Origin of the sequence: Marinifilum sp. (genome assembly GCF_965230805.1) — a bacterium.
Lineage (GTDB): Bacteria > Bacteroidota > Bacteroidia > Bacteroidales > Marinifilaceae > Marinifilum.
The window spans coordinates 1422807-1448030 of the sequence record NZ_OZ246019.1 but is presented as its reverse complement, the minus strand read 5'-3'; the positions used below and the strand labels follow the sequence as shown (position 1 = coordinate 1448030).

General features: G+C 37.1%; 19 protein-coding genes. 7 read left to right on the top strand and 12 right to left on the bottom strand.

The features are described from left to right. The first annotated feature begins 13 nt into the window (after positions 1-13). Both ACO05S_RS05680 and ACO05S_RS05675 read left to right on the top strand, forming a co-directional pair. Positions 14-2578, top strand: a complete 2565-nt coding sequence (locus ACO05S_RS05680; protein WP_421920560.1) for a gliding motility-associated C-terminal domain-containing protein — start codon at positions 14-16, stop codon at positions 2576-2578. A gap of 207 nt (positions 2579-2785) precedes the next feature. Further along, the gene (locus ACO05S_RS05675; RefSeq protein ID WP_421920559.1) at positions 2786-3856 is read left to right on the top strand and encodes a PorP/SprF family type IX secretion system membrane protein; all 1071 of its coding nucleotides are present in this window, start codon (positions 2786-2788) and stop codon (positions 3854-3856) included. 52 nt (positions 3857-3908) lie between these two features. On the opposite strand, the gene rsmI is transcribed toward ACO05S_RS05675, so the two are convergent. Further along, on the bottom strand, positions 3909-4622 hold the full coding sequence (gene rsmI, locus ACO05S_RS05670) for a 16S rRNA (cytidine(1402)-2'-O)-methyltransferase (RefSeq protein WP_421920558.1): 714 nt from the start codon (positions 4620-4622) through the stop codon (positions 3909-3911). Between the two features lie 3 nt (positions 4623-4625). Then, positions 4626-5276: a hypothetical protein gene (locus tag ACO05S_RS05665; protein WP_421920557.1), complete on the bottom strand. Its 651-nt coding sequence runs from the start codon at positions 5274-5276 to the stop codon at positions 4626-4628. 556 nt (positions 5277-5832) lie between these two features. Between ACO05S_RS05665 and ACO05S_RS05660 the strand changes: the two genes are divergently transcribed. Both ACO05S_RS05660 and ACO05S_RS05655 read left to right on the top strand, forming a co-directional pair. After that, positions 5833-6423, top strand: a complete 591-nt coding sequence (locus ACO05S_RS05660) for a thymidine kinase (protein ID WP_421920556.1) — start codon at positions 5833-5835, stop codon at positions 6421-6423. A 7-nt stretch (positions 6424-6430) separates the two neighbouring features. Then, the gene (locus tag ACO05S_RS05655) at positions 6431-8899 is read left to right on the top strand and encodes a bifunctional UDP-N-acetylmuramoyl-tripeptide:D-alanyl-D-alanine ligase/alanine racemase (protein WP_421920555.1); all 2469 of its coding nucleotides are present in this window, start codon (positions 6431-6433) and stop codon (positions 8897-8899) included. A gap of 425 nt (positions 8900-9324) precedes the next feature. Here ACO05S_RS05655 and ACO05S_RS05650 read toward each other — a convergent pair whose 3' ends face one another. After that, complete coding sequence (locus ACO05S_RS05650; RefSeq protein ID WP_421920554.1) at positions 9325-10659, bottom strand: carboxypeptidase-like regulatory domain-containing protein; 1335 nt, start codon at positions 10657-10659, stop codon at positions 9325-9327. Beyond that, positions 10649-11239, bottom strand: coding sequence for an RNA polymerase sigma factor (locus ACO05S_RS05645; protein ID WP_421920553.1), 591 nt, complete (start codon positions 11237-11239; stop codon positions 10649-10651). The genes ACO05S_RS05650 and ACO05S_RS05645 overlap by 11 nt, the downstream gene beginning before the upstream one ends. A gap of 135 nt (positions 11240-11374) precedes the next feature. On the opposite strand from ACO05S_RS05645, the gene ACO05S_RS05640 reads away from it, so the two are divergent. Both ACO05S_RS05640 and ACO05S_RS05635 read left to right on the top strand, forming a co-directional pair. Continuing rightward, positions 11375-13228 carry a YfbK domain-containing protein gene (locus ACO05S_RS05640; RefSeq protein ID WP_421920552.1) on the top strand — a complete coding sequence of 618 codons (1854 nt, stop codon included), beginning with the start codon at positions 11375-11377 and terminating at the stop codon, positions 13226-13228. 31 nt (positions 13229-13259) lie between these two features. Next, entirely contained in the window at positions 13260-13877 is a 618-nt protein-coding gene (locus tag ACO05S_RS05635; RefSeq protein WP_421920551.1) for a DEAD/DEAH box helicase, read from the top strand. A 418-nt stretch (positions 13878-14295) separates the two neighbouring features. On the opposite strand, the gene ACO05S_RS05630 is transcribed toward ACO05S_RS05635, so the two are convergent. Then, positions 14296-14775, bottom strand: coding sequence for a Dps family protein (locus tag ACO05S_RS05630; protein WP_421920550.1), 480 nt, complete (start codon positions 14773-14775; stop codon positions 14296-14298). Between the two features lie 288 nt (positions 14776-15063). On the opposite strand from ACO05S_RS05630, the gene ACO05S_RS05625 reads away from it, so the two are divergent. Next, complete coding sequence (locus ACO05S_RS05625) at positions 15064-15519, top strand: hypothetical protein (protein WP_421920549.1); 456 nt, start codon at positions 15064-15066, stop codon at positions 15517-15519. Between the two features lie 378 nt (positions 15520-15897). Here the strand turns inward: ACO05S_RS05625 and ACO05S_RS05620 are convergent, their stop codons facing one another. The 7 genes from ACO05S_RS05620 to meaB all read right to left on the bottom strand — a co-directional run bounded on the left by ACO05S_RS05620 (position 15898) and on the right by meaB (position 25196). Further along, complete coding sequence (locus ACO05S_RS05620) at positions 15898-17286, bottom strand: aminopeptidase C (protein ID WP_421920548.1); 1389 nt, start codon at positions 17284-17286, stop codon at positions 15898-15900. Positions 17287-17622: 336 nt separating this feature from the next. Next, complete coding sequence (gene lpdA / locus ACO05S_RS05615) at positions 17623-19017, bottom strand: dihydrolipoyl dehydrogenase (protein ID WP_421920547.1); 1395 nt, start codon at positions 19015-19017, stop codon at positions 17623-17625. 94 nt (positions 19018-19111) lie between these two features. Further along, positions 19112-19960, bottom strand: coding sequence for a metal ABC transporter permease (locus ACO05S_RS05610; protein ID WP_421920546.1), 849 nt, complete (start codon positions 19958-19960; stop codon positions 19112-19114). Between the two features lies 1 nt (position 19961). Then, the gene (locus ACO05S_RS05605) at positions 19962-20696 is read right to left on the bottom strand and encodes a metal ABC transporter ATP-binding protein (RefSeq protein ID WP_421920545.1); all 735 of its coding nucleotides are present in this window, start codon (positions 20694-20696) and stop codon (positions 19962-19964) included. A gap of 11 nt (positions 20697-20707) precedes the next feature. Then, positions 20708-21583 (bottom strand): metal ABC transporter solute-binding protein, Zn/Mn family, encoded by an 876-nt coding sequence (locus ACO05S_RS05600; protein WP_421920544.1) that lies wholly within the window; start codon positions 21581-21583, stop codon positions 20708-20710. A gap of 1300 nt (positions 21584-22883) precedes the next feature. After that, entirely contained in the window at positions 22884-23978 is a 1095-nt protein-coding gene (locus ACO05S_RS05595) for a redoxin domain-containing protein (protein WP_421920543.1), read from the bottom strand. Between the two features lie 84 nt (positions 23979-24062). Continuing rightward, on the bottom strand, positions 24063-25196 hold the full coding sequence (gene meaB / locus ACO05S_RS05590) for a methylmalonyl Co-A mutase-associated GTPase MeaB (RefSeq protein WP_421920542.1): 1134 nt from the start codon (positions 25194-25196) through the stop codon (positions 24063-24065). Between the last annotated feature and the right edge of the window lie 28 nt (positions 25197-25224).

The window sequence follows — 25224 nt, the reverse complement described above, 5'->3', positions numbered from 1 at the left end:
TAATTTGAAATAAATGTTCAAAACCTTACTACATAAAACACTGCTTACCGCACTGCTGATCCTCATGGGGGGATTGGCGGCTGTGGCGCAGCAGTATGTAGTTAAGGGAACAACGCTTCAGTTTAAGGTTGAAGAAAATGCTTCATACAAGTATCATTGGTCGGTTACCAATACTTCGAATGGTTCTGTTGCATATTTGGGATCAACAAGCTTCGAATCGGGAGACTATCAATTTAATGATCCTGGTACTTATGAGGTAAAAGTTTATCCTGAAGATTTGGGAACTCACTGTTTTGGTGATGCTCTTACAATGATGGTTGTGGTTGATGATGCAACACCTACCGCAGAGTTTGAAGATCTTGAGGTGCCTTATGTTTGTGCGCAGAATAATGGTGGAGATGCTAATGGTAAGGTGAGTGTTACAGTTAATTATACCGGACCTAAGCCATGGACATTTAAATATTCCGTTGACAGAGCTCCGGCTATAATGCCTGAAGAAGCAGATGCAATCCATACCAATTCATTTACATTCGATCTTGAGATTCCAAATACTACGGGTAAAACTCATAGAGCAGAAATTTTGTTGGTTGAAGCAAAAACCATTAGTGGAATTCCGGTTGAGAAAGATTTAGCCAATCAAACTCTTGAAGTGGATGTTATGGCATTACCAAATACTACATTTGGTGATTACGAACCTGTTGTTCAGTCAGGAACCATTCAGGCCTATACCGCTACTATCGAGAAAAATGAAAATTATAAAATATTTGTTCCGGCTGGTGCAACTGTGCTTAATGAGAGTATAATGCGCTTGGACGATAATTTCCATAGTGAATTGAGCTTTGATGTTCAGTGGGGTGTAGATCCTGGTGATTATCAAGTGAAGTTGATAGAAAGAAGTGGATTTGATTGTGCCGGTGATACGGTTTATGCCAATGTAACTGTGGTAGAATCATTCACAGTTGGTTTAGGTAATGATTTAAGCTTCTGTTCGGGTGAGAGCAGAACCCTAAGTCCGGAAATTGATTTTGACGGCACTTATACTTATTTGTGGTCGGATGGTTCTGTTCATCCAACACTGGAAGTTAGTGAAGCCGGCACTTATTCAGTTACTGTAACCGATAGCAATACGGGCAAGCAATCATCAGCATTTGTTCATGTTACAGTTTGGGATGCTCCGGAGGTTGATTTAGGTGCCGACTATCAATTGGCAGATGCTGAAATACGAACACTTGATGCAGGAAATGCCGGTGCTGATTTCTTATGGTCTACAGGGGAAGTAGGTCAAACAATTCAGGTTAGTACAAGTAATACATATGGTGTTACTGTTACAAATGCTAATGGATGTTCTGCTTCAGATGAAATTGTAATTACAAGTGTAAATGATGTATTTGCCATTGATTTAGGCGAAGATCAAGATATTTGTGTTGGCGACGAAATTGTTCTGAATCCTAATCCATCCCTTACTCAGAATTATACCTATTTGTGGTCAAATGGTGCACCAACTTCTACTTTAACAGTTACCGAGTCCGGAACTTATTCGGTAACCGTTCAAGATGAATTGGGAAACACAAAATCAGATGATGTACTTGTAACCGTTCATGCTTTGCCAATTGTTGATTTAGGTGAGGATATCACTTTGTTTGATGATGAAACAACAACACTTGATGCGGGTGAAGGTGGATTAAATGGATCCTATGAATGGAACACAGGTGAAACAACTCAACAAATTACTGTATCTGATGAGAGTGTGTATTCTGTTTTGGTAACAAGTGAATTTGGATGTTCCAATGCCGATGAAATCCATGTTACGAAGCGAGAAGGCAAGTTTGCGATTGATCTTGGTGATGATATCGATAATATTTGTTTGGGTGATACCATTTATCTAACACCTAAAATAACCTCTAATCAAGCTGACTTTACTCCAACTTATTTGTGGACCGGGCCAACAGAATCAAGCGAAGAAGGAATTTACGTTCATAAGACTAGCTTGTATTGCGTGTCGGTAACCGATCAGAATGGAAATACAGAGCAAGACTGTATCGAAGTTATTTTTAATCCTACTCCGGAAGTTGATTTAGGCGACGATTTTGAATTAGGTAGTGGGCAAGTTGTTGAATTGGATGCTGGCAATCTGGGATCTTCCTACTTGTGGTTTGTAAATGCAGATATTGCAATTCAACCAAGTGCAATTGATCAAATTATTGAAGTAAGCCAGGCAGGTGAGTATCGAGTTGAGGTAACTAACGAATTTGGTTGTATTGGCAGGGATACGGTTAATGTATCATCCAATACCAGTCAGTACAATGTTTATTTGCCTACAGCCTTTTCACCAAATTCGCAAAATATTGATAACAAAGAATTAAAATTGTTTGGTGATATCGATGAGATAAAAGAAATGAGCTTGATTGTAGTAAACCGATTAGGTCATAAAGTGTTCCAAACAAAGCATAATATCCCTTGGGATGGAACGTTTAGAGGGCAAAAAGTGGATATGGATGTTTACGTTTATTTCTTAAAAGTGACATTTAAAGACGGAAGTCAATTGCAGAAACAAGGAAATATAACACTGTTAAGATAAATTTGATCAATACATTTTTATCAATGATATTTTTTCAAATTGATTAGTTATATTTAGAGCGCCAAAATGGAAGATAGTTTAATCAGAATAGATATTGTTATGTTTGGGTAATACGATAATATTACCCATTTTCATATTTTTATTTTGGGGTTATATGCTGTTACAAAAGAATTGGTTAAGCTTAGGTAGTAAGCCCAAATGAGTGTTATGAGAAAGAGTATTCTTATTTTTCTGCTGTTTTTATTAATGGGAGTTTTTAAACTCTCGGCGCAGCGTGTACACTCTTCTCAATTCTATTCCATTCCTTTACTGTTAAATCCTGCTCTTACAGGTAATTCCGATTATAACCTTCGTGGAGGCGTAAATTATAGAAACCAATGGAATAGTGTAACCATACCTTTTGTTTCTCAGGCGGTATTTGTAGATGGTAAATTGTCAACCCAGTTGCTAAGTTCATCCTGGATTGGAGTGGGTGGGATGATATTTAATGATAAAGCTGGTGATGGTGGATTGAAAACAACACAAGTCATGTTTGCATCTTCGCTTAACAAGAGTTTGAATGCAGGCAATACCCTATTTTTGCACGCAGGTGTAGGTTTAGAGATGATTAATAAATCCGTTGACCTGAGTAAACTAACATTTGGAGAAGAATTGGATAATCCGGGTGGTGTAAGCGGGGAGAATTTTATTTCTCAATCATTGTTTTATATGGATTTCTCTTTAGGGGTGCAAATGACATATTTTAGAGGTAAAACCAAATACTTTATGGGTACAGCCGTAAGTCATATTAATCAACCTGAAGAATCCTTTTATCGCTACGAAGATGAAAATATCAACTTTAGTACAAATAACCTTCGTAGAAGATTTGCCTGGCATGCTGGCATAGAAAGCAGACTTAGCAGCAGGATGTATTTAAAGCCTGAACTCATGTATACCACCGAGAAAAATGCAAATGAGTGGATTGCAGGAGCTAATTTTATGACCCTTTTTGGAAACAGAGGAACCATCTTTCATTATGGGCTGTGGTATCGATTTACACAAGATATTATTCCCGCATTTGGCTACGAAAAGAGTCGGTTAAAAATTATGCTTACCTATGATATTAATGTGTCTGATTTGCAAGTTGCCTCATCAAGCCGTGGTGGATTGGAAGTGTCGCTTACCTACAATTATAATTATTCAAATCCTCGCGAAATTAGAAAGCTCAAGCGCCGTCAGAAAGTGAAAAAACTTGGCGATAAGGCAATTTCGTGCCCTAAATTTTCACACGAAGACTAATTTTGCTTATCGGTTGTCGGTTGCACTGCAAGTTAAGTTTTTTGATTTTTTTTTACTGTCGATCTTTCTTGATGTATTCTTTCTTTTTCTTCACCATTGTTTTGCCTTCAACAACAATTACAATTTCGCCTTTCACCGTTTTTGAGCCGAAGTGAGCGATTAATTCAGTAAGTGTGCCTCTGGCATTTTCTTCATGTAGTTTGCTTAGCTCTCGCGATACGGAGGCTTTTCTTTCTTCACCAAATACTTCGGAAAATTGCTCTAAAGTTTTTACCAAGCGGTGCGGTGATTCGTAAAAAATCATGGTTCTACTCTCTTCGGTAAGCTCATTTAGCTTGGTTTGCCGACCTTTTTTCTGAGGCAGAAATCCTTCGAAACAAAATCTGTCGTTAGGCAATCCCGAGTTTACCAAAGCCGGAACAAAAGCTGTAGCTCCTGGCAAACATTCCACATCAATGCCTTGATCGACACAATGCTTTACAAGGAAATAGCCGGGATCAGAAATGGCAGGAGTGCCGGCATCAGAAATCAGGGCAACCGATTCGCCAGCCAAAATTCTATTGGCAATATTCTCTGAGGTTTTGTGTTCGTTAAATTTATGATGAGACAATAAAGGTTTGCTAATCTCGTAGTGTTTTAATAGAAAACCGGAAGTTCTGGTATCTTCTGCCAAAATTAAATCAACGCTTTTTAAAGTATTTATCGATCTGATGGTAATATCCTCCAAATTTCCAATCGGAGTAGGGATAAGGTATAATTTCGACATGTATTAGAATTTTCTTTTAGTAAGTTCCATAAATTGAATCACGGTAGGATCTTCAAAATCCCAATTGGTTTGGCTTTTAAAGTGCTCCTCAATAAGCTTATAGCTATTGGTTTGATTGATAAAATTAATGCTTGAATTATAAGCTTCGGTTTTGTTATCAAATAGCTCGCGAATAAATAAGAAACGATCGTTAATACCAATAGCTGTTTGGATATCACTAAGTTTATTGTTCTTAATTTTGTCTCCAATAAGCTCTGCTGAATTGCTTTGCAGCTGATCATTTAAAATTGAATCCTGCTCAGCTTTTGCATTTTGTTTGTATGCCTTATCTTTTTTAGTCACCTTAATAGGTTCAGTTTTAATCTTAGGGGCTTCTTCTTCTGGTTTTGCAATTTCAGAATTAGCTGTTAGTTCAAGCTTAGCTTTTCCTTCCGGTTTTGCTCTTTCAATTTCTTTGGTGATTTCGACTTCAGGCTTTTGCACATCAAAGCGATCTTGCATTAATCGAAATTCCTTCGAGAGGCTTACAATTCTATCCGATAAAAGATCTAAGCCATTGTTTAAATCCTCGGGATGATTTTTAAAGTGCTCCAGCAGACTTTGTATTTCCTCGGTTTTATTTTGGAGTAGCTGAAGTAATAATTTATGATCCATTTTAATCGAAATCAGGTTTCTAAATAATTCCTATACAAAGAAACGAGATTTTTTTGATTTGATTGTTTTCATATTCTCGAATGTGAACCCCAAACTAATAGCCTGAGTTCTGCTAAAAATATTGTCGCACTTTCCATCTGTTTTTGATGCTCTTGTCGAAGTCGGTGTATCAATATTAAAATCACAAAGAAAATTTTTAACACAAACCTACTCCTTGGTGCAATTTAGGAGCCGCAGTTCCAAATGTTCATTTCAAATTTTAATTTGGATGAAGTGCTGCAAATTTATCCAACAAAAAGATTGAATTGGGGTATTTTGATCTGGCGGCTTCTGTCCGACTAATCGGAAAAAATATAAACAGATGAAACTTCTACTCAGAATTAGATCAAATTGTGGGTGAATTTTACATCCAAATCAGGTTCATTTGATTCTTTTCCTATTTTTGTATATTTAATCATTTATGAGTTGATGTTAAGGATGGTATCTTATGCCGATTTACTTAAAATACGATAAGAATCGATTCATATTGGTGTTTAAAAACTTCAAAAAAAAACAGATGTTTCTTGAAAATGATATCAATAAATCTGGCTCTCAGGGCTGGATCGAAGTAATTGTAGGATCGATGTTTTCCGGCAAAACCGAGGAATTAATTCGCCGTTTGAATCGTGCCAAAATCGCCAGACAGAAAGTTGAAATATTTAAACCACATATTGATTTTCGCTATTCCGAAGATGAGGTAGTATCGCACGATGCAAATTCAATTCGATCTACCCCGGTTGAAACTTCTGCTAATATTTTGCTCCTGGCAAGCAATGTTGATGTTGTAGGAATCGACGAAGCACAATTCTTTGATGAAGGCTTACCGGAGGTGTGCAACGAACTGGCCAACCAGGGAGTTCGTGTAATTGTTGCCGGCTTGGATATGGATTTTAGAGGCAACCCTTTTGGCCCCATTCCCGCTTTAATGGCACGCGCAGAATATGTAACCAAAGTACATGCCGTTTGTATGCGCTGTGGCAGTCTTGCCAATTACTCACACCGACTTTCCGAAGCTGACAAGTTGGTGGTATTGGGCGAAAAGGATGTTTATGAGCCTCTGTGTCGTGCTTGCTACTCAAAAATCTATAACAATACAAAAGAAAAATAACCTGCAAATGAGATCGGAAAAATATTATACAACCGGATGGATATCCCAAATTCTGGAGGGACAAATTAGTGGTAATCCTGATATAGAAATTCAATCCATTTCTATCGATAGCAGATCTTTATATTTACCCGAAGAAAGCATTTTCTTTGCCATTGTTGGAGAACGACACAATGGTCACAAATACATCGAATATCTATATCAGAAAGGGGTTCGTGCGTTTGTGGTAAGTCAGGCTGTGGCAAAACAAGAGCATGCAGATGCAAGCTTTATTCTTGTCGAAAATACCCTGGATGCTCTGCAAAAGTTAACGCAGGAGCACCGCAAGCAATTCAATTATCCGATTGTTGGAATTACCGGAAGTAACGGAAAAACCATTGTAAAAGAGTGGCTGAATCAGCTGCTGCGCAATACATTTCATGTGGTGCGAAGTCCCAAAAGTTATAACTCGCAAGTTGGCGTGCCTTTGTCGGTATGGAATTTAAATTCGGAAGCTAATCTGGGCATTTTCGAAGCAGGAATTTCTCAACCGGGGGAAATGAGTAAACTTGCCAATATCATTCAACCAACTATCGGGGTGTTTACGCATCTTGGCGAAGCTCACCGCGAGAACTTTGAAGACAGGCAGCATTTGCTGTCCGAGAAAGTAAAATTGTTTTCTACCTGCGAAAAAATTGTCTACTGTGCCGACGATCCCGAGATAGTAAACACTTTTCTTTTAAATCTTGAAGCTTGGCAAAAACAATTTACATGGGCCAGAAAAAGACGTGCACTATTCCGAATCCTTCACGAAAAAGTTGAAGAAAATCGAAGCATCATAACAGTTGGAGTGGGAGAGTATAGCAACGAATTTGTAATTCCATTTACCGATCGTGCTTCCATTGATAATGCCATATCCACCTATGTTGTCGCTCTGGTGCTGGGAGTCGATAACAATGTCTTGGCACAGGAAATGAAAAAACTGGAACCGGTTGCCATGCGTTTGCAAATAAAAGAAGGGTTCGGCAATTGTACCCTAATTAACGACTACTATAACTCTGATTTGGGATCGCTCGAAATCGCTATTGATTTAATGAGCCAGCAGCAAACCGATAAGAAAAAATGCGTTATTCTGTCGGATATTTATCAATCCGGGCAAACCGATAAAAGGTTATATAGCTCGGTAGCACATTTGCTTGCCAAGAAAAAAATAGATCGCATAATTGGCATCGGCGAACACATATCCAGGCAAAAAGATTGGTTCGACGATCATGCCGAGTTTTACAAAGATACCGATTCCTTTTTGTCGAAATTTAAACGAAACAGCTTTAAAAACGAACTGATCTTGATAAAAGGAGCCCGTGATTTTCATTTCGAAAGAATATCAAATGCACTTCAGTTTAAGGCGCACCGAACCATTCTCGAAGTCGATTTAAATGCCATGGTGCACAACCTCAATTATTTCAGATCTTTGCTTCAGGCACAAACCAAGATTACGGTTATGGTAAAAGCCTTTTCCTATGGAAGCGGATCGGCCGAAATTGCCAATCTTTTGCAATACCATAGGGTCGATTTTCTTGCAGTAGCCATTGCCGACGAGGGAGTTGAACTGCGTAATGCAGGCATTAGCATCCCAATTATTGTAATGAATCCCGAGTGGCACAGCTTCGATACCATGATTGAGTACCATCTGGAACCCGAAATCTATAACCTTAAAATATTGCAAGAATTCGGGAAAGCTTTAGCAAAAAACATGGTGGCAAACTATCCCGTGCACATCAAGCTCGACACAGGAATGCATCGTATGGGTTTTATGGAGGAGGAACTCGACGATTTAATCGATCAGATAAAAAATTACAATAACATTTACATCCGTTCCATATTCACTCATTTGGCCGCTGCCGACGAAGCCCGGCACGATGATTATACCCTACAACAAATCAATCAATTTAAGCTGTGGAGCGATAAACTGCGCAAGCAATTCATTTATCCTATCGACAGGCATGTGCTAAACTCAGCCGGGATAGAGCGATTTCCCCAAGCTCAGTTCGAAATGGTTCGCCTGGGAATTGGTTTGTATGGCCTTAGTGCAGTTCATCAAGATAAACTCATGAATGTAAGCACCCTTAAAACCAGCATATCACAAATCAAGCATATCACTAAACAAAACACCATTGGTTACGGGCGAAAAGGCATAATCGATAAAGATACCCGAATAGGAATTATACCCATTGGCTATGCCGATGGATTTAACCGCAAATTAAGCAATGGCCAAGGCAAAGTGATGGTAAACGGCAAACTCTGCCCGGTTGTTGGCAATGTGTGCATGGACATGAGCATGATAGATCTTAGCGATGTGAAAGCCAGTGAAGGCGACACCGTCATCATTTTTGGCAACGATCATCCGCTTAGCAAAATGGCCGAACAGCTTGATACCATACCTTACGAGATACTAACCACCGTTTCGCGCCGTGTAAAACGCATTTATTTGCAGGAGTAATATTTTTGTTTTTTTGGGTGTTCCCCTTCGGGTCGGGCTATCCACTGCAAGTCCTCGCTCCGCTGTGGGCTTTCCGTTCCTATCCCTAACACAAGCCCAAGAGCATCCCGCTGCCTGCTTGTGTAATATCAATTCCAGCGAAAGCCCCTTGCGGTTTCAAACCTCAAGGGTGCTTGCAAACTTAACTTGAGCTTATCCCTACTTTTTTTTGAGTCATCAACAAAGCGTGAAAGGGCTTCTCAGGTTCTTCGAATACCAATGAAGCAAATGCAATTTCCTGAACTTCTTTAGCTGCGTCAACATGCCAGGAAAGCACTTTACCGATTTTTATAGTCCTTATATAACTTGTAGATGCGGCATCTTGTTAGCAAAAATCAATTCCTAAACTGTTGAAAGGCTTCAAAAAAGTCAGGAAATTACGTTGATCAATTAAAATTTATCCGCACAGTAAATTGCAGCTTTGAATCAATAGCAAGATCATTTCTTTTAGCAGGAATCCACGTGCTTTTAAGGATTGATGATTTAATTTGATTGATTAAAATAGAATTGTTACTTCCCTTAATTACAATGTTTTTAATTACAGCATTTTTGCTCAAATCAAATTCAACTCTAATTTTGTGTTTTCCTTCTATACCCTTTGCACTTTTTAGTTCTGCTATCAGCTTTCTTTTGTATTCTCTTAAATTTTTAGAAGTCAAAGGTTTTGCTTTCTGCCAGGAACTCTTTCCTTGTTGATCCTGAGAGGATCCATAGCCCGTAACAACCACCTCTGATAAAGAAGGATGATCTTGCTCTAAAACTACCAATAAAGAGTCAGCCAGATCCATTTCCTTTGTCTCAAAACCAACAAAAGATGCCCTTAGCTTATAATCGGAACTGATATCGGTATCCGTAAGCTTCATCACAAATTTCCCATCAAAATCGCTTATTGTTCCCTGTGTGGTTCCTTTTAAATGTATAGCAACTCCTGGTATTGGCGTTTTATTCTCGTCAACAACAAGACCTGTAATTTTTCTGTCATTTTCATCGCTCCGAATATTTGAAACGCCTCTGGTATGAATGTTACTAGCCGTATTACTCATCATAACGCCGGCCGCTTTACCTTCAAGTACTTCCAAAACTTTCTTCGATTTGGCAAGAGCTTCCTTTTTCTGATCTTTCATTTCAACCGGAACCATTAATCGCTCATTTTTTGCAGTTTCCATGGCTTGGATTTTCTCAACACCTTCCACTTCTTCCATGTCAAGCACAACAAGAAAGTCTTTTTCCATTTCCTCATTCAATTCAATATCGGTAATCTCAAATTCTACATCATTTTTTAGCATCTGCCTATCCGAAGACTCTTCTTTTTTCAGCTGTTTTGTTTTCGGAATCATCACAATTGTATCGGCTGCCGTCAACTCGCTTTCCGGTTTATGACTTTCGATATCCTGGCTAACAAACTCATTTGCATTTTGCGTTTGATTGATGTAATACAAAACAAAACTTAATCCCAGAATAAGCACAATACTGGCAGCATAATACATCCACTGCAATCGCTTCTTTAGTTTTTGTTTGGTTATGCTTTCCAAACTCAGCTTTAGTTCCTTTACATCTTGCTGAAACTCCAAAGAACTTAGCTTTGATATCCCATCAAAAGCATCATTTTCGAAATCATCCTGCATAACAGATTTTTCAAAAGCATGCTTTTCCTTTCCGCTCATTTTATTGGCGAAATAGCTTAAAAAATATTCATATGTCCATCTCAGTTTAGGCTTCATTTTGTTTGGCAAATTCTTCCATGCAAATCTTCAAATTCCTTTTTCCGTTTTGGATATAGCTTTTCACTTTATTTACCGGAAAAGATAATTCATCCGATATTTCATTGTAACATTTCTCTTCGTAATAAAATAACAAAATACATTTTTGCTGTTCTTGCTTTAAGCGCTCAACACAGTCTTTCAAATTTTGTTGCAGATTTAAATCCGGAGCTTCATCAATAGGATGCAAATTAATGGTAGATTCCATAAATTGGGTCTGTAAATATTTATCTGCTTGGTTCTTCTTAGATTTTTGCTTTCGCAGCTCCATCAAGCAATAGTTTTTACAAAGCACATACAACCACGCTTTAAAATTCTTAATCTCAAATTTAGGGATTTCCGAAACCAAGTGTTCAAAAATGTCATTTACTGCATCTTTTGCTTTCGTTCTGTCGTGCAGGTATTTTAAACACACCCCATAAACCAAATGCATATATCGCGAATAAAGCGCACCCAAATCTTCCAAATTGTTCGAACCAATATACAATTCCAACAAGTCTTGATCAGAAAGTTTTTTAGGATTTTTATCAGTCCGAAACATTCGGTTTTACAGGTTTTAATCTATTTGCTAGTTAAACATTTCAAAAAAAAGATAAAAATTTTTTATGGAATTTATTCTTGCCTTGCATCCTGTTGATAACAAAGAATCAATTTGTATCATTTAAAATTAAAATACATGAAAACAAAAGCATTATTATTCAGTCTCATTGCAATTCTTATTTCATTTTCATTGTCGGCAAAAACAATAAAAGGTACTATCATCGATGAGGCCAATCAAGCATTGCCGGGAGTCTGCGTTACGATTAAAGGAAAATCAACGGGTGTTGTTAGCAATTACGAAGGCAAATATTCAATAGAAGCCTCAAAAGGAGATGTTTTGATTTTTAGCTTCGTTGGGATGATTACTCAGAAAATTAAAGTTAAAGATCAATTGGTGATAAATGTTCAAATGAAAGCAGAGCAAATTAAGATGGATGAAGTAGTGGTGGTTGGTTACGGAAATGTTGAAAATAAATCCTTCTCGGGAAGTGTAGCAGGAATTAATATTAGAGGCAGTAGTTCCGGAAAAGTCAGGAGAAATAAAGTAATAGAGATTTGCGATTATGAAATGCCTCCAATGAACCATCGCAATACCGAATCATATTCTACCATTAGCGAAAACAGATTTCGTAATGCGGTTAAAAGTCCGGTTTCAACCTTTTCAATTGATGTGGATGCAGCTTCTTACAGCAATGTTCGCCGCTTTTTAAGCAAGGGGCAAAAACCTCCTGTTGATGCTGTTCGAATTGAGGAGATGATCAATTACTTCAATTACAATTACGAACAGCCAAGCGGAGAACATCCATTTGCCATTCATCACGAAATAGCAGCATGTCCTTGGGACAAGGATAAGCTTTTGCTTCACATCGGACTGCAAGGGAAAAAACTGAAAACAGAAAATCTTCCTGCTTCCAATCTGGTGTTTTTATTGGATGTTTCGGGTTCTATGAGTTCTGTAAATAAACTCCCATTATTGAAAAAAGCTTTTAAACTTTTGGTAAATCAGCTTCGTCCCCAAGATAAAATTGCCATTGTGGTATATGCAGGCAGTTCGGGTTTGGTTCTTCCATCAACAGATGGAAATCAGAAAGAAAAGATATTGAATGCCCTGAACCGACTAAATGCCGGAGGATCAACAGCTGGAGCTGCCGGACTTAGATTGGCTTACAAAACTGCTCGCAAAAACTTTATTGATGGTGGAAACAACAGAATTATATTGGCTACCGATGGCGATTTTAATGTGGGTATTTCGAGCAATGCCGAAATGGAACGTTTAGTTGAAAAAGAGAGAGCCAATGGCGTTTTTATTTCGGTGTTAGGATTTGGAATGGGCAACTACAAGGACGATAAAATGGAAATTATAGCCGATAAAGGGAATGGCAATTATTCCTATATCGACAATATTCTTGAAGCCAAAAAAGTATTGGTAAACGAGTTTGGTGGAACGCTTCATACCATTGCCAAAGATGTTAAAATTCAAATCGAGTTCAACCCGGCAATTGTTGCCGAATACCGATTAGTAGGATATGAAAATCGAATGTTAAAAAGAGAAGATTTTGATGACGATAGAAAGGATGCCGGAGAACTAGGCTCCGGACACAATGTAACTGCGCTGTACGAAATTAAACTGGCCAAAAAGAAAAAGAAAGATCAGGATCTGAAGTATCAAAAAACAGAATTGAATGCCAAAGCTTTATCGAAAGATGAAATTGCTACGGTAAAGTTCAGATATAAAAAGCCTGATGCCAAAAAGAGTGTTTTAATGACTGAGGTAATTCCTATGAATATAAAACCGGAAGAATCCCTTTCCGAAAATTATCGTTTTTCGGCTGCCGTTGCTGGTTTTGGCTTACTCCTTCGCAATTCGGAACACAAAGGAAACTGCAATTATAAAATGCTAATCGATTTGGCTCAAGATGCGAAAGGAGATGATGAAGAAGGATATAGAGGAGAACTGATTCGCTTAATGAAATTGGCAAAACATTTGTAAATTTGCGACATCAAACAAAAAAGCAGAAAAGATGTTCTTAAAAAAATTAGATCAACATTTATTGGAAGCCTTGGAGGAGTATGGATTTGAAAAACCAAGCAAGCTTCAAAAACAGAGCATACCTAAAATAAAAAGTGGTGTTGATTTAATGATTCGTGCGGATGAAAAAAGTGGCAAATCCTCTGCCATCGTAATCGGAGTTATTCAACAACTGAAAAGTGAATTCGAAGATGTGCCAAGAGCTTTGATAATCGTTTCGAGTAGAGAAAAATCAATCGAAATGAAAGAACTATTCCTTGAACTTGGACAAAATACAAACCTAAGGGTGTTCTGCGAAGGCGATGCCGGAAACCTTCATGATTTAAGAGATAAGATTTATGCAGGGTCGGATGTTGTAATCGCAACAGCTAAAAAAATAAACGAGTTGTATTCTTTTAGCGGAATCAATTTGAATAACCTTAAAATGTTTATTATTGATGATGGCGAGCGAATCATGAGAGATCAGATTTTATCTGAAATCAACAGGCTTGCTCCATACATTCCAAAATCGCAACGAATTGTTTTCTGCGAAAGGTTCACGGTTCAAATGGATAAGTTCATCGACGAAAACATGAACTTTCCTATTATCTTGGATATCGATTTAGCATGAAATTTTTGTTGGTAGAGACGCCCAATTTGGGCGTCTCTGCAATATTCCATCAATTTGGGCGTCTCTGCAATGTTCCCATCTTAATTCGACATTCTCGAAAGACACCCATCCTGCAATACCATTAATAAAGGCCTTCACAGTGTTCCCAGCCTTGTGTAAAAAAAATATCGCCGAAAGGCTGAGGCCACTGAAAAACTAACTGTTTTAGGATAGTTTTAAAAATTAAGAGGGTAACATATAGGCTAAATACCTATATAAGAAAGCAGTAGAAAAGAAGAATGAATCAACCTTTTTACTGCCTCTTATTATCTATGACTTTTTCAGTGACCTCGAAAGGCTATGCCTCTGTTTTTTTGCTTTTTTTAACTCAAAAATCGAAAAACAATTTATGACTCATTGCAAAATAAACCTGGTATAATTACTTCAAGTACGCTTTTAACATCCAGTTAATTTTCTCAAGGTATGAGATGTAAGCTGGCAAAATATCCAGTGTTCCCTCGTCATCATTCCTGTTGGCCTCAGCAATTACATTTTTTACTTTTTCTATTATAATATTGTGAGCATTCACAACTTGCTGTACCATTTCATCACCTGATGTATTCGAGTTTGCTTCCCGAATACTTGAAATGGCCACATAATCTGAATAATTACCAAGTGGGTGTCCATCAAGAGTCAAAATTCTCTCTGCTATTTCATCTACTTTATCACTTGCATCGGTGTAGAATTCTTCAAATTTTGTATGCAATTCAAAAAAAGCTCGCCCTCTTACATTCCAGTGAAAATTTCTTAAGTTCTGGTAATACAACTGATAATTAGCCAGCAAGATCTGCAATTGCTCTATTTCTCTTTCATTGGCTGTTAACTCAACTGTCGCTTGATTCTCTTTTAAATTTTTCATGATTCTTATTTTTTAATTATTGATTTATCGTTTTGCTTTGATACAAATATCAATAACTTCAGATAAGAATATTTTATGAGTCTATAATAATTTCTTATCGAGCTGCATTCACTCAAATTTAGATCCTTTAAATTATGGCATCATTCTTGTTTTTTGAGCACTCACTAAAGCATACTTTTAGCCGAGGAAAAATTTTGTTTACTTAACGCGAATCACAAAAAAAATTAATAGTTTAGAAGCTTTTAAAAACCTACTAATAATTATAAACCATTAAAAATAATTACGAACATGAAAAAATTAGTACTACTTTTTATCATTGCAATTGGCCTTTTTATCGATGCAAATGCACAGTCAGTAGAGTATAAAGTGATTACAACAGTAGAATCTATTGTTCCTATGGGAATTGGTCGTTCAAGAATTGTTGAAGAAAAATCGCCTATTGATGCCCAAGAATTCACAACTGAAAGAACTGATGGTAAAAAAAGCAAACAAAAGCTCGTTAAAAGAAAAGATGCTAAAGTAAGCCTGTTTGCAGAAACAAAGCTTTTAAACTTTTACAGTGTTGCCGGTATTAACTTCCAAAACATTGCTTCTAATGATGCATTAATTTCTTCAAAAATCAACCATTTGGTAGAGCAAGGATTCGAATTGGCTTTCGTAACCAGTGGTGTTGAAAGTGATAGCGGTAAAGGTGATGGAAAAGGAATCTTTATTACTCGTTACGTATTCAAAAGATTGAAGTAATATAATCAGAACAACATATTAATTGAGCCTCGAACATTGTTCGAGGCTTTTCTTTCTTAGATCAGATCCTCCAAAAATTTAAAAACCTTTCAAAGTACTGCTGTTATTGATAGTCTTTATAAAATGAGGCTCACAGTTGTTCCCAGCGTGAACACGAAAGGCTGGCACAAAAAAAGTGTTCCCAAAAACGAGAACACCTTATTCTTTAACTTCTAATCCCAATTGTATGGAAAACAATTGATAAGATCATTTGATTATTGCAATACCTTGTCCCGAATTTATTTCGGGAGTCAATACCGATACTGTATCACAGACTGATTTCTAATCCATCTCATGTAAAATCCATAGAGATTGATTGGTAATTGGCAGAACTACTGTTTAGAACATATAATCCCAAACTGGCAATTGTACTGGTTTACTTTCTGATGCAATCTTCGCTTTTTCATCTAAATATTTCTTGTTGATTACCACACGAAACATGTAAGCATCGAACCACTCATCGGTAAAAGTAAGGTAACCCTTGTTTCCTGAACCTGATCCCCAGGAGTTCTCGAATTCCCATTTCACAGGTTTTTCATTCTCATCAACATCTACCCCTATTAACGCCATTGCGTGCGAAGAACCTGACTGGCGAGTTAAGATTCTTGCTTTTTTATCCATATCAAACTCAACTCCCAACAATGAAGCGTAATCGTAAGTATTCATATCCATAACACCTGCTTTGCGATTGTGTTGCTTCCCCACATCACACGAGGCATACATTGCTTCGTTATTCTTGATAGAAGCCAGCGCAAATTTCTTGATATCCTCGTTAGGTAAGTTTAGGTAAGTCCAGTTGATTCCTTCCGAAACATTTCTGTAATTCTTAATTTCATACACTTTGTAGTACTCACGAGTAGGATCGTTCATAATCATTACCATCTCAAGATCAGCATAAGCAGGAGCGATCTCTTCTAAAAATTGTAGTGGCGTATAAGTTTTGCTTTCGCTGATATTTCCTTTTGAATCCTTAAATCTCCATTCGAACTTAACGGGAGGCTCGCCTAAACTCAAAGCCAACATTCTATATATTGATTTTAGTGCTTCTACCTTGGCAGCTTTCATTTTCTTTGCTGATGCTTTTTCGGCAGCCAAGATTCTAAGCTTATATCCTTCTCCTCTCAACTTTTCGTTCAATAGGCTTCCAATTTCTCGGGTTTTGTTGCTCGCTTTGGTTTCAGGCATAACTTTGGCCGGAACCACACCATATTTTTTAGCAAGGTTGTAGAATGAATTCCAAACACCACCATCGTTCACCGGAGATTTAAAGTAGCTTACAACTTCACGATCATCCATGTTACGATCGGCTGTTGCAATAATATTCTCAAGAAACAAGTTCGATTTCTCGAACATATCCCAAAAATAATTGTAGTTGTGCGAAAAATCGAACGCATTCAAATTGAACTTTTTCATTACATTCGGACGAATGGTGTTCATTGATGTAAACATCCAGCATCTGCCTGAGCTATGCTGATCGGTAATTCCTTTTACATCTACCCGGTATTTAAAATAGTGATCGGTTTTACCAATTTTCGATCGATTTAACGATAGTTCCCTGATACTTTCAGAGTTTGTAATCGCATTTTGGATGGCTTGTGTAGATGCATCTTTTTTAAAACTGGTACGAATTTCGCTTAAAGTTTTTGCATCGATAGAACCGGAGTTTTGTGCATTGGTAATTCCTGTTAATGCCAATAGCACAACAGGCATTAATAATAACTTTCTCATATGTACTGTTTGTTTTTAGGAATACCAGTTTTATTATAAAATACTTCTTAATTTAGTTTTTTGAGTTTACCTAAATCAAAAATAGTGGCATAGCCTTAGCTGAGGCGATATTTTTTTACAAAGAATAAACTCAAAAGGACAAAAGAATGAGAATTATTTCATGATAATACTGGTATCAGGCGTTATATTGTCAACACAAACTTATAAATTAAAATAGGAAAGAAGAAAAATATAGAGCAGCTTCCTGAATTAAAATTACCAACAAAAAAACCCGAAGCAAAACCTCGGGCTATCTTGTCCCTTTTCAGGGATATTATTTTAAAAATCCAATAGAATCTATATATGTATCACCTCATCGTAAGCTGCGGCTGCAGCTTCCATTACTGCTTCCGACATGGTTGGGTGGGGGTGAATTGCCTTGATCAATTCATGACCAGTGGTCTCTAATTTACGGGCAACAATTAGCTCAGCAATCATTTCGGTAACATTAGCACCAATCATATGAGCACCCAGTAACTCTCCGTATTTAGCATCGAATATCAACTTCACAAAGCCTTCGTTAGCACCAGCGGCGCTGGCCTTACCCGAAGCTGAGAATGGGAATTTACCAATCTTGACTTCATGACCAGCTTCTTTGGCAGCCTTCTCGGTCATACCCATTGAAGCTACTTCAGGAACTGTATAAGTACATCCCGGAATGGTAGAGTAATCGATAGGTTCAACCTTCATGCCTGCAATTTTCTCTACACAACAGATCCCTTCAGCCGAAGCAACGTGTGCCAAAGCAGGACCTTTTAAGATATCACCAATGGCATAAACACCTTCCACATTGGTTCGGTAATATTCATCAACAAGTACACGCCCGTTGTCACTTGCAACACCTACTTCTTCAAGGCCAATTCCTTCGGTATTCGGAGAAATCCCTACAGCAGAAAGAACAATTTCGCACTCGTGAACTTCCATTTCGCCTTTCTTGTTTTTGATATTCACTTTAAGGTTTCCTTCCTCGCCTTCAACCGATTCAACAGTAGAGTGAGTCATCACCTTAATCTTGTTCTTTTTGAAAGAACGCCCCATTTGTTTCGATACTTCTTCATCTTCAACCGGAAGTATGTTTGGCATAAACTCCACCAAAGTCACATTGGTTCCCATAGTTGAATAGAAGTAGGCAAACTCAGATCCAATAGCACCAGATCCAACTACAATCATCGACTTGGGCAATTTTTCAAGAGTCATTGCTTTTCTGTATCCAATGATTTTTTTTCCATCTTGTGGAAGGTTTGGCAATTCGCGAGAACGAGCTCCTGTTGCCAAAATAATATGATTTGCTTCGTAAGTAGTTTTGGTACCGTCCTCTGCTGAAACTTCAACTTGCTTGTTACCAACAAGCTTACCAAAACCATTTAAAACTTCAATTTTATTCTTTTTGAAAAGATATTGAATACCTCCGCTCATCTTTTCAGCCACACCGCGACTGCGAGCAACAACCTTTTCAAAGTTTGCTTTTACATCACCATCAAACGACAAACCATAGTCGCCTGCATGTTTCATGTATTCAAAAACTTGTGCAGATTTTAACAAAGATTTTGTAGGGATACAACCCCAGTTTAAACAAATACCACCCAATTCTGCACGTTCTACAACTGCTACTTTCATTCCCAATTGCGAAGCACGAATGGCAGCTACGTATCCACCAGGACCACTTCCTACTACTATTAAATCGTAACTCATTTTTATTTTGTGTTTATGTTTGTACAAATTTCGTTTTGCTAATTTACTACAGATACTTGATATATTAATTCAATGTTAGAAATATTATACCATTCTATCTTGCTTCCTTCATTCTTTCTCTTCGTTTGAATGCGATTAATGATAAGTGCACCAATTTGGCGATCACAAAAAGCAAAACAAATGAGAAAATAATGGTTGCACCCGAGGGAGCATTTATTTTATACGAAACCATCAATCCAATTAAGGAACCCAACAGGCCAAATCCAACTGCGCCTAAAATCATTTTTTTAAAATCCTTGGTAAACATGTTGGCAATGGTTTGTGGAATGGTGAGGAATGAAATGACAAGTATGATTCCCACTACCCGAATATTCAGTACAATTGCCAAAGCCACCAATGCAATCATTAGGTAGTTAATAAATTGTACTGGAATTTTTTGTGTTTTTGCAAAATTCTCATCAAAGGCTACATATAATATTGGTTTTAAAAACAAGGCAAAAATGGCAATTGTAAGGGTGCTCATTCCTATCAGTAAATACAAATCCAAACTACCTACCGTTAGGATATTTCCAAACAAAAAACTCATCAGGTTAGGTGCATAGCCCGGAGTCATATAAATAAAAATAATTCCCAAAGCCATACCAAGAGCCCATAAAATTCCGATTACCGAATCCTGGCGAACATCTGTTTTCTTTTCGATCCACTCAATGCCCAAAGCCGATAAAACTCCAAAAATTGCGGCACCAAAAATTGGATTCAAACCCAAATACCAGGCAATTCCAATTCCTCCGAATGAAGCATGGGTAATGCCTCCGCTTATAAAAACAATGCGGCGGGCAACAATATAAGATCCTATAATGCCACAGGTAACACTAGCCATAATGGCTGCAAAAACAGCATTGGTGAAAAATTGATATTGAAACAATTCAAATATAGAGTTCATATTAATGATGATGCTTTTTTAATACACGATGGGGAACTTCTCCGTGCGTAATTAAATCAATTGGGCAATTATATGCTGCCAACTGTTCCTGAGAAATGATATTGGAATCGTGATAACAAAGCGCCTGATTTACACAGGCTATGGTTTTTACATGCGAACAAATGGTTCCCACATCATGCGAAACAACAACAATGGCCATGCGATCATTTAGTTCATCCAATATGTCATATAACTCTCCTTCAAAATTACTGTCTACATAAGTGTCTGGTTCATCCAACATGAGCAGTTGTGGATCAGAAATAATGGCTCTACACAAAAATACTCTTTGCAACTGTCCTCCCGAAAGTTCACCAATATTCTTATTCTTCAAGTGAAGAATTCCTGTTTTCTCCATCAACTCACAGGCACGCTTTCTATTCCCGGCATTGTATCTTCCAAAGAGTTTTTTTGCTCCCATTAAGCCAGATAAAACCACATCATAAACTGAGATCGGAAATTTTTTATCAATCTGGTTGATTTGAGGTAAATAACCAATGGTACAGTCAGTGATTTTGATTTGTCCACTAACTGGCTTTAGAATCCCGAGAATTACTTTTAGCAGAGTAGTTTTTCCTCCTCCATTCGGACCTATAATTCCAAGAAAATCATTCTGATTGATGATTAAATCGACATCTTTCAACACCAATTTATCATCATAAGCAGCATTAATGGATTTCAATTCAAGAAGTTTGTGCATTTTTATTAGAATTAAGCGTCTCCCTTTAAATGATTGATAATGCTTTTCATTTCAGCCATCCAATCTTCATTTAAAGGATCAATTTGAATCAGCTTTGCTTTAATTTCCTTTGCAATTGCCTCTGCATTATCCTGATTAAATTGCTTCTGAATAAATACAATCTTAATGTCGTGTGCCTTGGCTTCTCTAATTAAATGTTGCATATGTGCCGGCGATGGTTCTTTGCCATGCAATTCTATCGGAATTTGATTCAATCCATAATCACGTGCCAAATAAGTTAATGCCGGGTGGAATATCATAAAGGTTTTATGCTCGGCATTGGCAAATATTTCGATAGACTTTTTATCTAACAATTCCAGTTCGCTTAAAAATCCATTAAGATTTTTTTTGTATTCTTCTTTCTTTTCAGGAGCCAATTCTACCAAGCCATTGTATAGATTATTTGCAATTTGCATAACTGCCTTTGGCGACGACCAGGTATGAGGATCGATTCCTCCTTCATGAACATGATCGCCATGATCAACTTCCGGACCCCGAACCAATTCAATCCCTTTCGATAAGTTGTATACTTTTATATCTCCGGCAGCCTCAATCATATTGTTCATCCAGGTATTTTCAAAAGGAACATGACCAATTTTAAAGTAGGCAACCGATTTTGACACTTGTTCCATCTGCATTGGTGTGGGTTCATATGTAGCAGGGCTTCCTCCGGGAGGAATTAAGATATTCACTTTAAAATCACTTCCGGCAATTCTTTCTACAAAATATTTTTGCGGAAGAATACTTACCGAAATTTGATTTTCAATCTTTTTAGCTTGCTTTGCCTGGCAAGCAAACAGTGATACAATCACTACAGTTATAATGAGAAAGTTAATGGTTCGGATCATGCTTATTTAATTAGTTGAACAACTTATTTAGATCTTGTTTAAATAACAAAAGTAAGGTTTTTTTCGGATTGCTCATTGAAATTGATATCAAAAATGACTGGCACCAGTATTAGCATGAAACGAGCATGGTTATTTTGATCTTTTGGCTTGCATCAGACAAAAGGAAGAAAATAATAAGCAGGTCAAATTAATAGATTTGGCATGTACCACGACATCAAAAACATGGGATAAGCTTATTCTTGCATGGGGAAGCATATTAAATGATTTTCATATGGCATTTCCCGGCAGGTGTAAGCAGCTTACCTTAAAATAACGTGAGTTCGACGTAAAATTCGTTCACAGTTTGATCTGATTTTGAGTAGAAATTTTCTCAATAGCCCGCTATTCTTTCCAAATTTTTAATGCAAATCTATCCCAAATATAACTTTCTGTGCATAGAATTTTACGTCGAACTCACGTTAAAATAATCGATACACAAAATTTGAGACATTATTATGAATTAAGAAAATAGCATTTGAAGAAGAGGAAAATATAGGGTGAATGCGAATTGATTTGCATTAAAAGTTCAACTTTTAACGTAAAAACCTGAGCTTTTAATGTTAAAACCTGAACTCTGTGTGCTAAAACCTGAGCTTTCCACGTTAATGCATGAGCTTTTAACATTAAAACGTGAACCTGGAACGTAAAAAGCTGAGGTTTTAATGCTACAAGCTTAATTTTTGATGTTTTTTGCTGTCCTTTTAGCTAAGAAAAGCATGGTATTTCGTTAAAAGGTGAGCTTTTAACGTTCAGAGCTCAGGTTTTTACGTTCAAAGCTTAGGTTTAAATGTAAAAAGCTTAGGTCAAAACGTCCAAAGCTCAGGATTTTACGTTCAAAGCACAGTTTTTAACGTAAAAAGCACAAGTAATAACATTGATAAGTCAGTTGATGATATTAAAACTTGAATTGATAAGCTTAAAAGTTGAGTTTGAAACAATGATTATTAAAGCTGATTTCAATGGAACATTAAGCTGTGAAAGTAGCTAATGGTTTTGGCTTTTGTCGCAATTCTGCGCTTAAGAATTCTCTGTTTATAGAAGAATTAATACGGACTGAAATTGCTTAAATAAACAAAATGTAAATAGAAGTTACTCTGGGCAAAAAAGTAATAAGACTGAAGTAACAACTGTATCCGAAAGCTATTTTTTGAACTGATTTTGATTAGAAATTTTAAAAGGAATGTCGGTTTAGTTCAAACAAAAAGCCCGACAGTATCTACTATCGAGCCTTTATCCAAAATTTTATATCGAACTCAGCTTGCTATTGCAATAGCTTCTCAATTTCAACTTTTAAGTCAGCACTTCTTAAATTTTTGGCTACAATTACTCCATTCTGATCAAGAAGAACTGTAGCAGGAATTCCGGTAACCCCGTACATTCTACTTGCTTTGGAATTCCAGCCTTTCAAATCTGAAACATGCTTCCAAATCAAACCATCAGCCTCAATAGCCTTAAGCCAATTGTCTTTGTTATCATCCAAAGAAACTCCAAGGAATTCCACTCCTTTTTCGTTCACTTCTTTATACAACTCTACCATATGTGGGTTTTCTGCTCTGCAAGGACCACACCATGAAGCCCAAAAATCGATAACAACCACTTTACCCTTTAAAGATGAAAGACTAAATGGGGTTTCTTCAGGAGTATTCAATGTAAAGTCAGGTGCTGGTTTACCAATGGCAACACTTTTTTGCAAATCGATCTTATCCTTAATCAAATTGCCATAAACAGAAGCTTTTACATTTTCAGGTAATGCATTGTACATTTCTTCCATTTTCTCAAGCTTCATATTTCCTGTCATTCTATACTTCACGTATCCTGATGCTATAGAATTTGCATTGCTTGTTAAGAATTCATCTATTGCCGCTTCTGCTTCGGCCTGCATCTCTGATGCAGCACTGCGAATAGAATCCATTTTTGCCTTATCATTAGCACCTCTGGCAGCCATAAACTCCCTGCGTAATGTATTATTCTTCTCGGCAAAAGGTTTTTGCGATTTTACATAGCCATCGTATACGGCTTGCTCGGCAGAACCCGTAATTACAGCTTCTTGCAATTTTTCAACATCAGCTTTTATATCAATATTAGAATTTTCAATAAAGAATTGAATTGTTTCTTTCTTTCCATCAAGTTGAATAAAGAATAACTCTGGCGATGTAACACTTCCTGCAAATTCAAAAGCTCCTTCTTGCAATTGAGCAGAATCAACTTTTACTAAATCATTGTCCTGAACTTTTGAAAGATAAACTTTGCCTTCTGCTTGTCCGGTGATCTTACCTGTTAGTTTGTATTTTGGTTCCTGCTCGCAAGAAGCAAAAAACAAACCAATCGCTGCTAAGGCGACAAATAACTTTTTCATGTCTTTTGGTATTTTGTACGTTAATAAATAAGAATTCCTAAATCTACCAAAATAAAAGATGTATTCGAAACAATGACCGAGATGTTACAACTTATTTTTTATATCCTGAAAATAAGCGTCTAGTAATTTAAAAGCCGCAACAAAAGAACTCATTTCATCATTTAAAACTTTATTTTCAAAATCAGGAATCTGTTCTTTTATGAATTGTTTCTGATAAAAGCCATCTTTCAATTGCTCGTTAATGGTTTCATACATCCAATATTTCGATTGTTCACTTCTTCTTTGGTCGAAATAACCATTTTGTTGGGTATGGCTGCAATAATCTAAAATAGTATCCCAAATATCATCTATGCCTGTCTTTTTGATTGCCGAACAAGTAAGAACCTTAGGCGACCATCCTGAAGGCGACTGAGGGAACAGATGCAAAGCATTTTCGAACTGAACTCTTGCCAACTGTGCCTTGTGAATATTATTACCATCTGCTTTGTTAATGGAAATCAAATCGGCCATTTCCATGATTCCTCTTTTGATTCCTTGCAACTCATCACCGGCACCTGCAATTTTTATTAGCAGAAAAAAATCAACCATAGAGTGCACTGCAGTTTCCGATTGTCCAACCCCAACGGTTTCAATTAAAATGGTATCAAAACCGGCAGCTTCACAAAGAATCAAGCTTTCTCGAGTTTTACGGGCAACACCTCCTAATGATCCTGCCGAAGGAGAAGGTCGAATGTAAGCATTCTGATCTACCGATAGCTCTTCCATTCGGGTTTTGTCTCCTAAAATACTTCCCTTACTCCTCTCGCTACTTGGGTCGATAGCCAAAACAGCAAGTTTACTTCCCTTACTGGTAACATGTTTTCCGAATGCTTCGATAAATGTACTTTTTCCAGCACCAGGCACACCGGTAATACCAATACGAACCGATTTTCCTGAATAAGGCAAACATTTCTCAATAATCTTCTGTGCAATTTTTTGATGCTCGAATTTTGAACTTTCTATTAAAGTAATTGCCTGACTTAAAATTCCTCTATCTCCATCCAAAATTCCCTTTACGTAATCATCAATCGAATATTTTTTACGCTTGTTCTTTTTCAGACGATCAGCTATTTTAGGATTGATTGAGGGAGGTTGGGATATCCCTGAATTCACCTGCAAACCTTTATATAATGGATCATTCTCTATGTGATTTCTATTCTTATTATTTGTATCTGTCATGATCTAATCTCTTATTATTCTAAATGCG

Excerpts from the sequence above, each read along its gene's own strand:
- ACO05S_RS05680 (WP_421920560.1), top strand. The coding sequence starts at position 14 with ATGTTCAAAACCTTACTACATAAAACACTGCTTACCGCACTGCTGATC.
- ACO05S_RS05675 (WP_421920559.1), top strand. The coding sequence starts at position 2,786 with ATGAGAAAGAGTATTCTTATTTTTCTGCTGTTTTTATTAATGGGAGTT.
- rsmI (WP_421920558.1), bottom strand. The coding sequence starts at position 4,622 with ATGTCGAAATTATACCTTATCCCTACTCCGATTGGAAATTTGGAGGAT.
- ACO05S_RS05665 (WP_421920557.1), bottom strand. The coding sequence starts at position 5,276 with ATGGATCATAAATTATTACTTCAGCTACTCCAAAATAAAACCGAGGAA.
- ACO05S_RS05660 (WP_421920556.1), top strand. The coding sequence starts at position 5,833 with ATGTTTCTTGAAAATGATATCAATAAATCTGGCTCTCAGGGCTGGATC.
- ACO05S_RS05655 (WP_421920555.1), top strand. The coding sequence starts at position 6,431 with ATGAGATCGGAAAAATATTATACAACCGGATGGATATCCCAAATTCTG.
- ACO05S_RS05650 (WP_421920554.1), bottom strand. The coding sequence starts at position 10,659 with ATGAAGCCTAAACTGAGATGGACATATGAATATTTTTTAAGCTATTTC.
- ACO05S_RS05645 (WP_421920553.1), bottom strand. The coding sequence starts at position 11,239 with ATGTTTCGGACTGATAAAAATCCTAAAAAACTTTCTGATCAAGACTTG.
- ACO05S_RS05640 (WP_421920552.1), top strand. The coding sequence starts at position 11,375 with ATGAAAACAAAAGCATTATTATTCAGTCTCATTGCAATTCTTATTTCA.
- ACO05S_RS05635 (WP_421920551.1), top strand. The coding sequence starts at position 13,260 with ATGTTCTTAAAAAAATTAGATCAACATTTATTGGAAGCCTTGGAGGAG.
- ACO05S_RS05630 (WP_421920550.1), bottom strand. The coding sequence starts at position 14,775 with ATGAAAAATTTAAAAGAGAATCAAGCGACAGTTGAGTTAACAGCCAAT.
- ACO05S_RS05625 (WP_421920549.1), top strand. The coding sequence starts at position 15,064 with ATGAAAAAATTAGTACTACTTTTTATCATTGCAATTGGCCTTTTTATC.
- ACO05S_RS05620 (WP_421920548.1), bottom strand. The coding sequence starts at position 17,286 with ATGAGAAAGTTATTATTAATGCCTGTTGTGCTATTGGCATTAACAGGA.
- lpdA (WP_421920547.1), bottom strand. The coding sequence starts at position 19,017 with ATGAGTTACGATTTAATAGTAGTAGGAAGTGGTCCTGGTGGATACGTA.
- ACO05S_RS05610 (WP_421920546.1), bottom strand. The coding sequence starts at position 19,960 with ATGAACTCTATATTTGAATTGTTTCAATATCAATTTTTCACCAATGCT.
- ACO05S_RS05605 (WP_421920545.1), bottom strand. The coding sequence starts at position 20,696 with ATGCACAAACTTCTTGAATTGAAATCCATTAATGCTGCTTATGATGAT.
- ACO05S_RS05600 (WP_421920544.1), bottom strand. The coding sequence starts at position 21,583 with ATGATCCGAACCATTAACTTTCTCATTATAACTGTAGTGATTGTATCA.
- ACO05S_RS05595 (WP_421920543.1), bottom strand. The coding sequence starts at position 23,978 with ATGAAAAAGTTATTTGTCGCCTTAGCAGCGATTGGTTTGTTTTTTGCT.
- meaB (WP_421920542.1), bottom strand. The coding sequence starts at position 25,196 with ATGACAGATACAAATAATAAGAATAGAAATCACATAGAGAATGATCCA.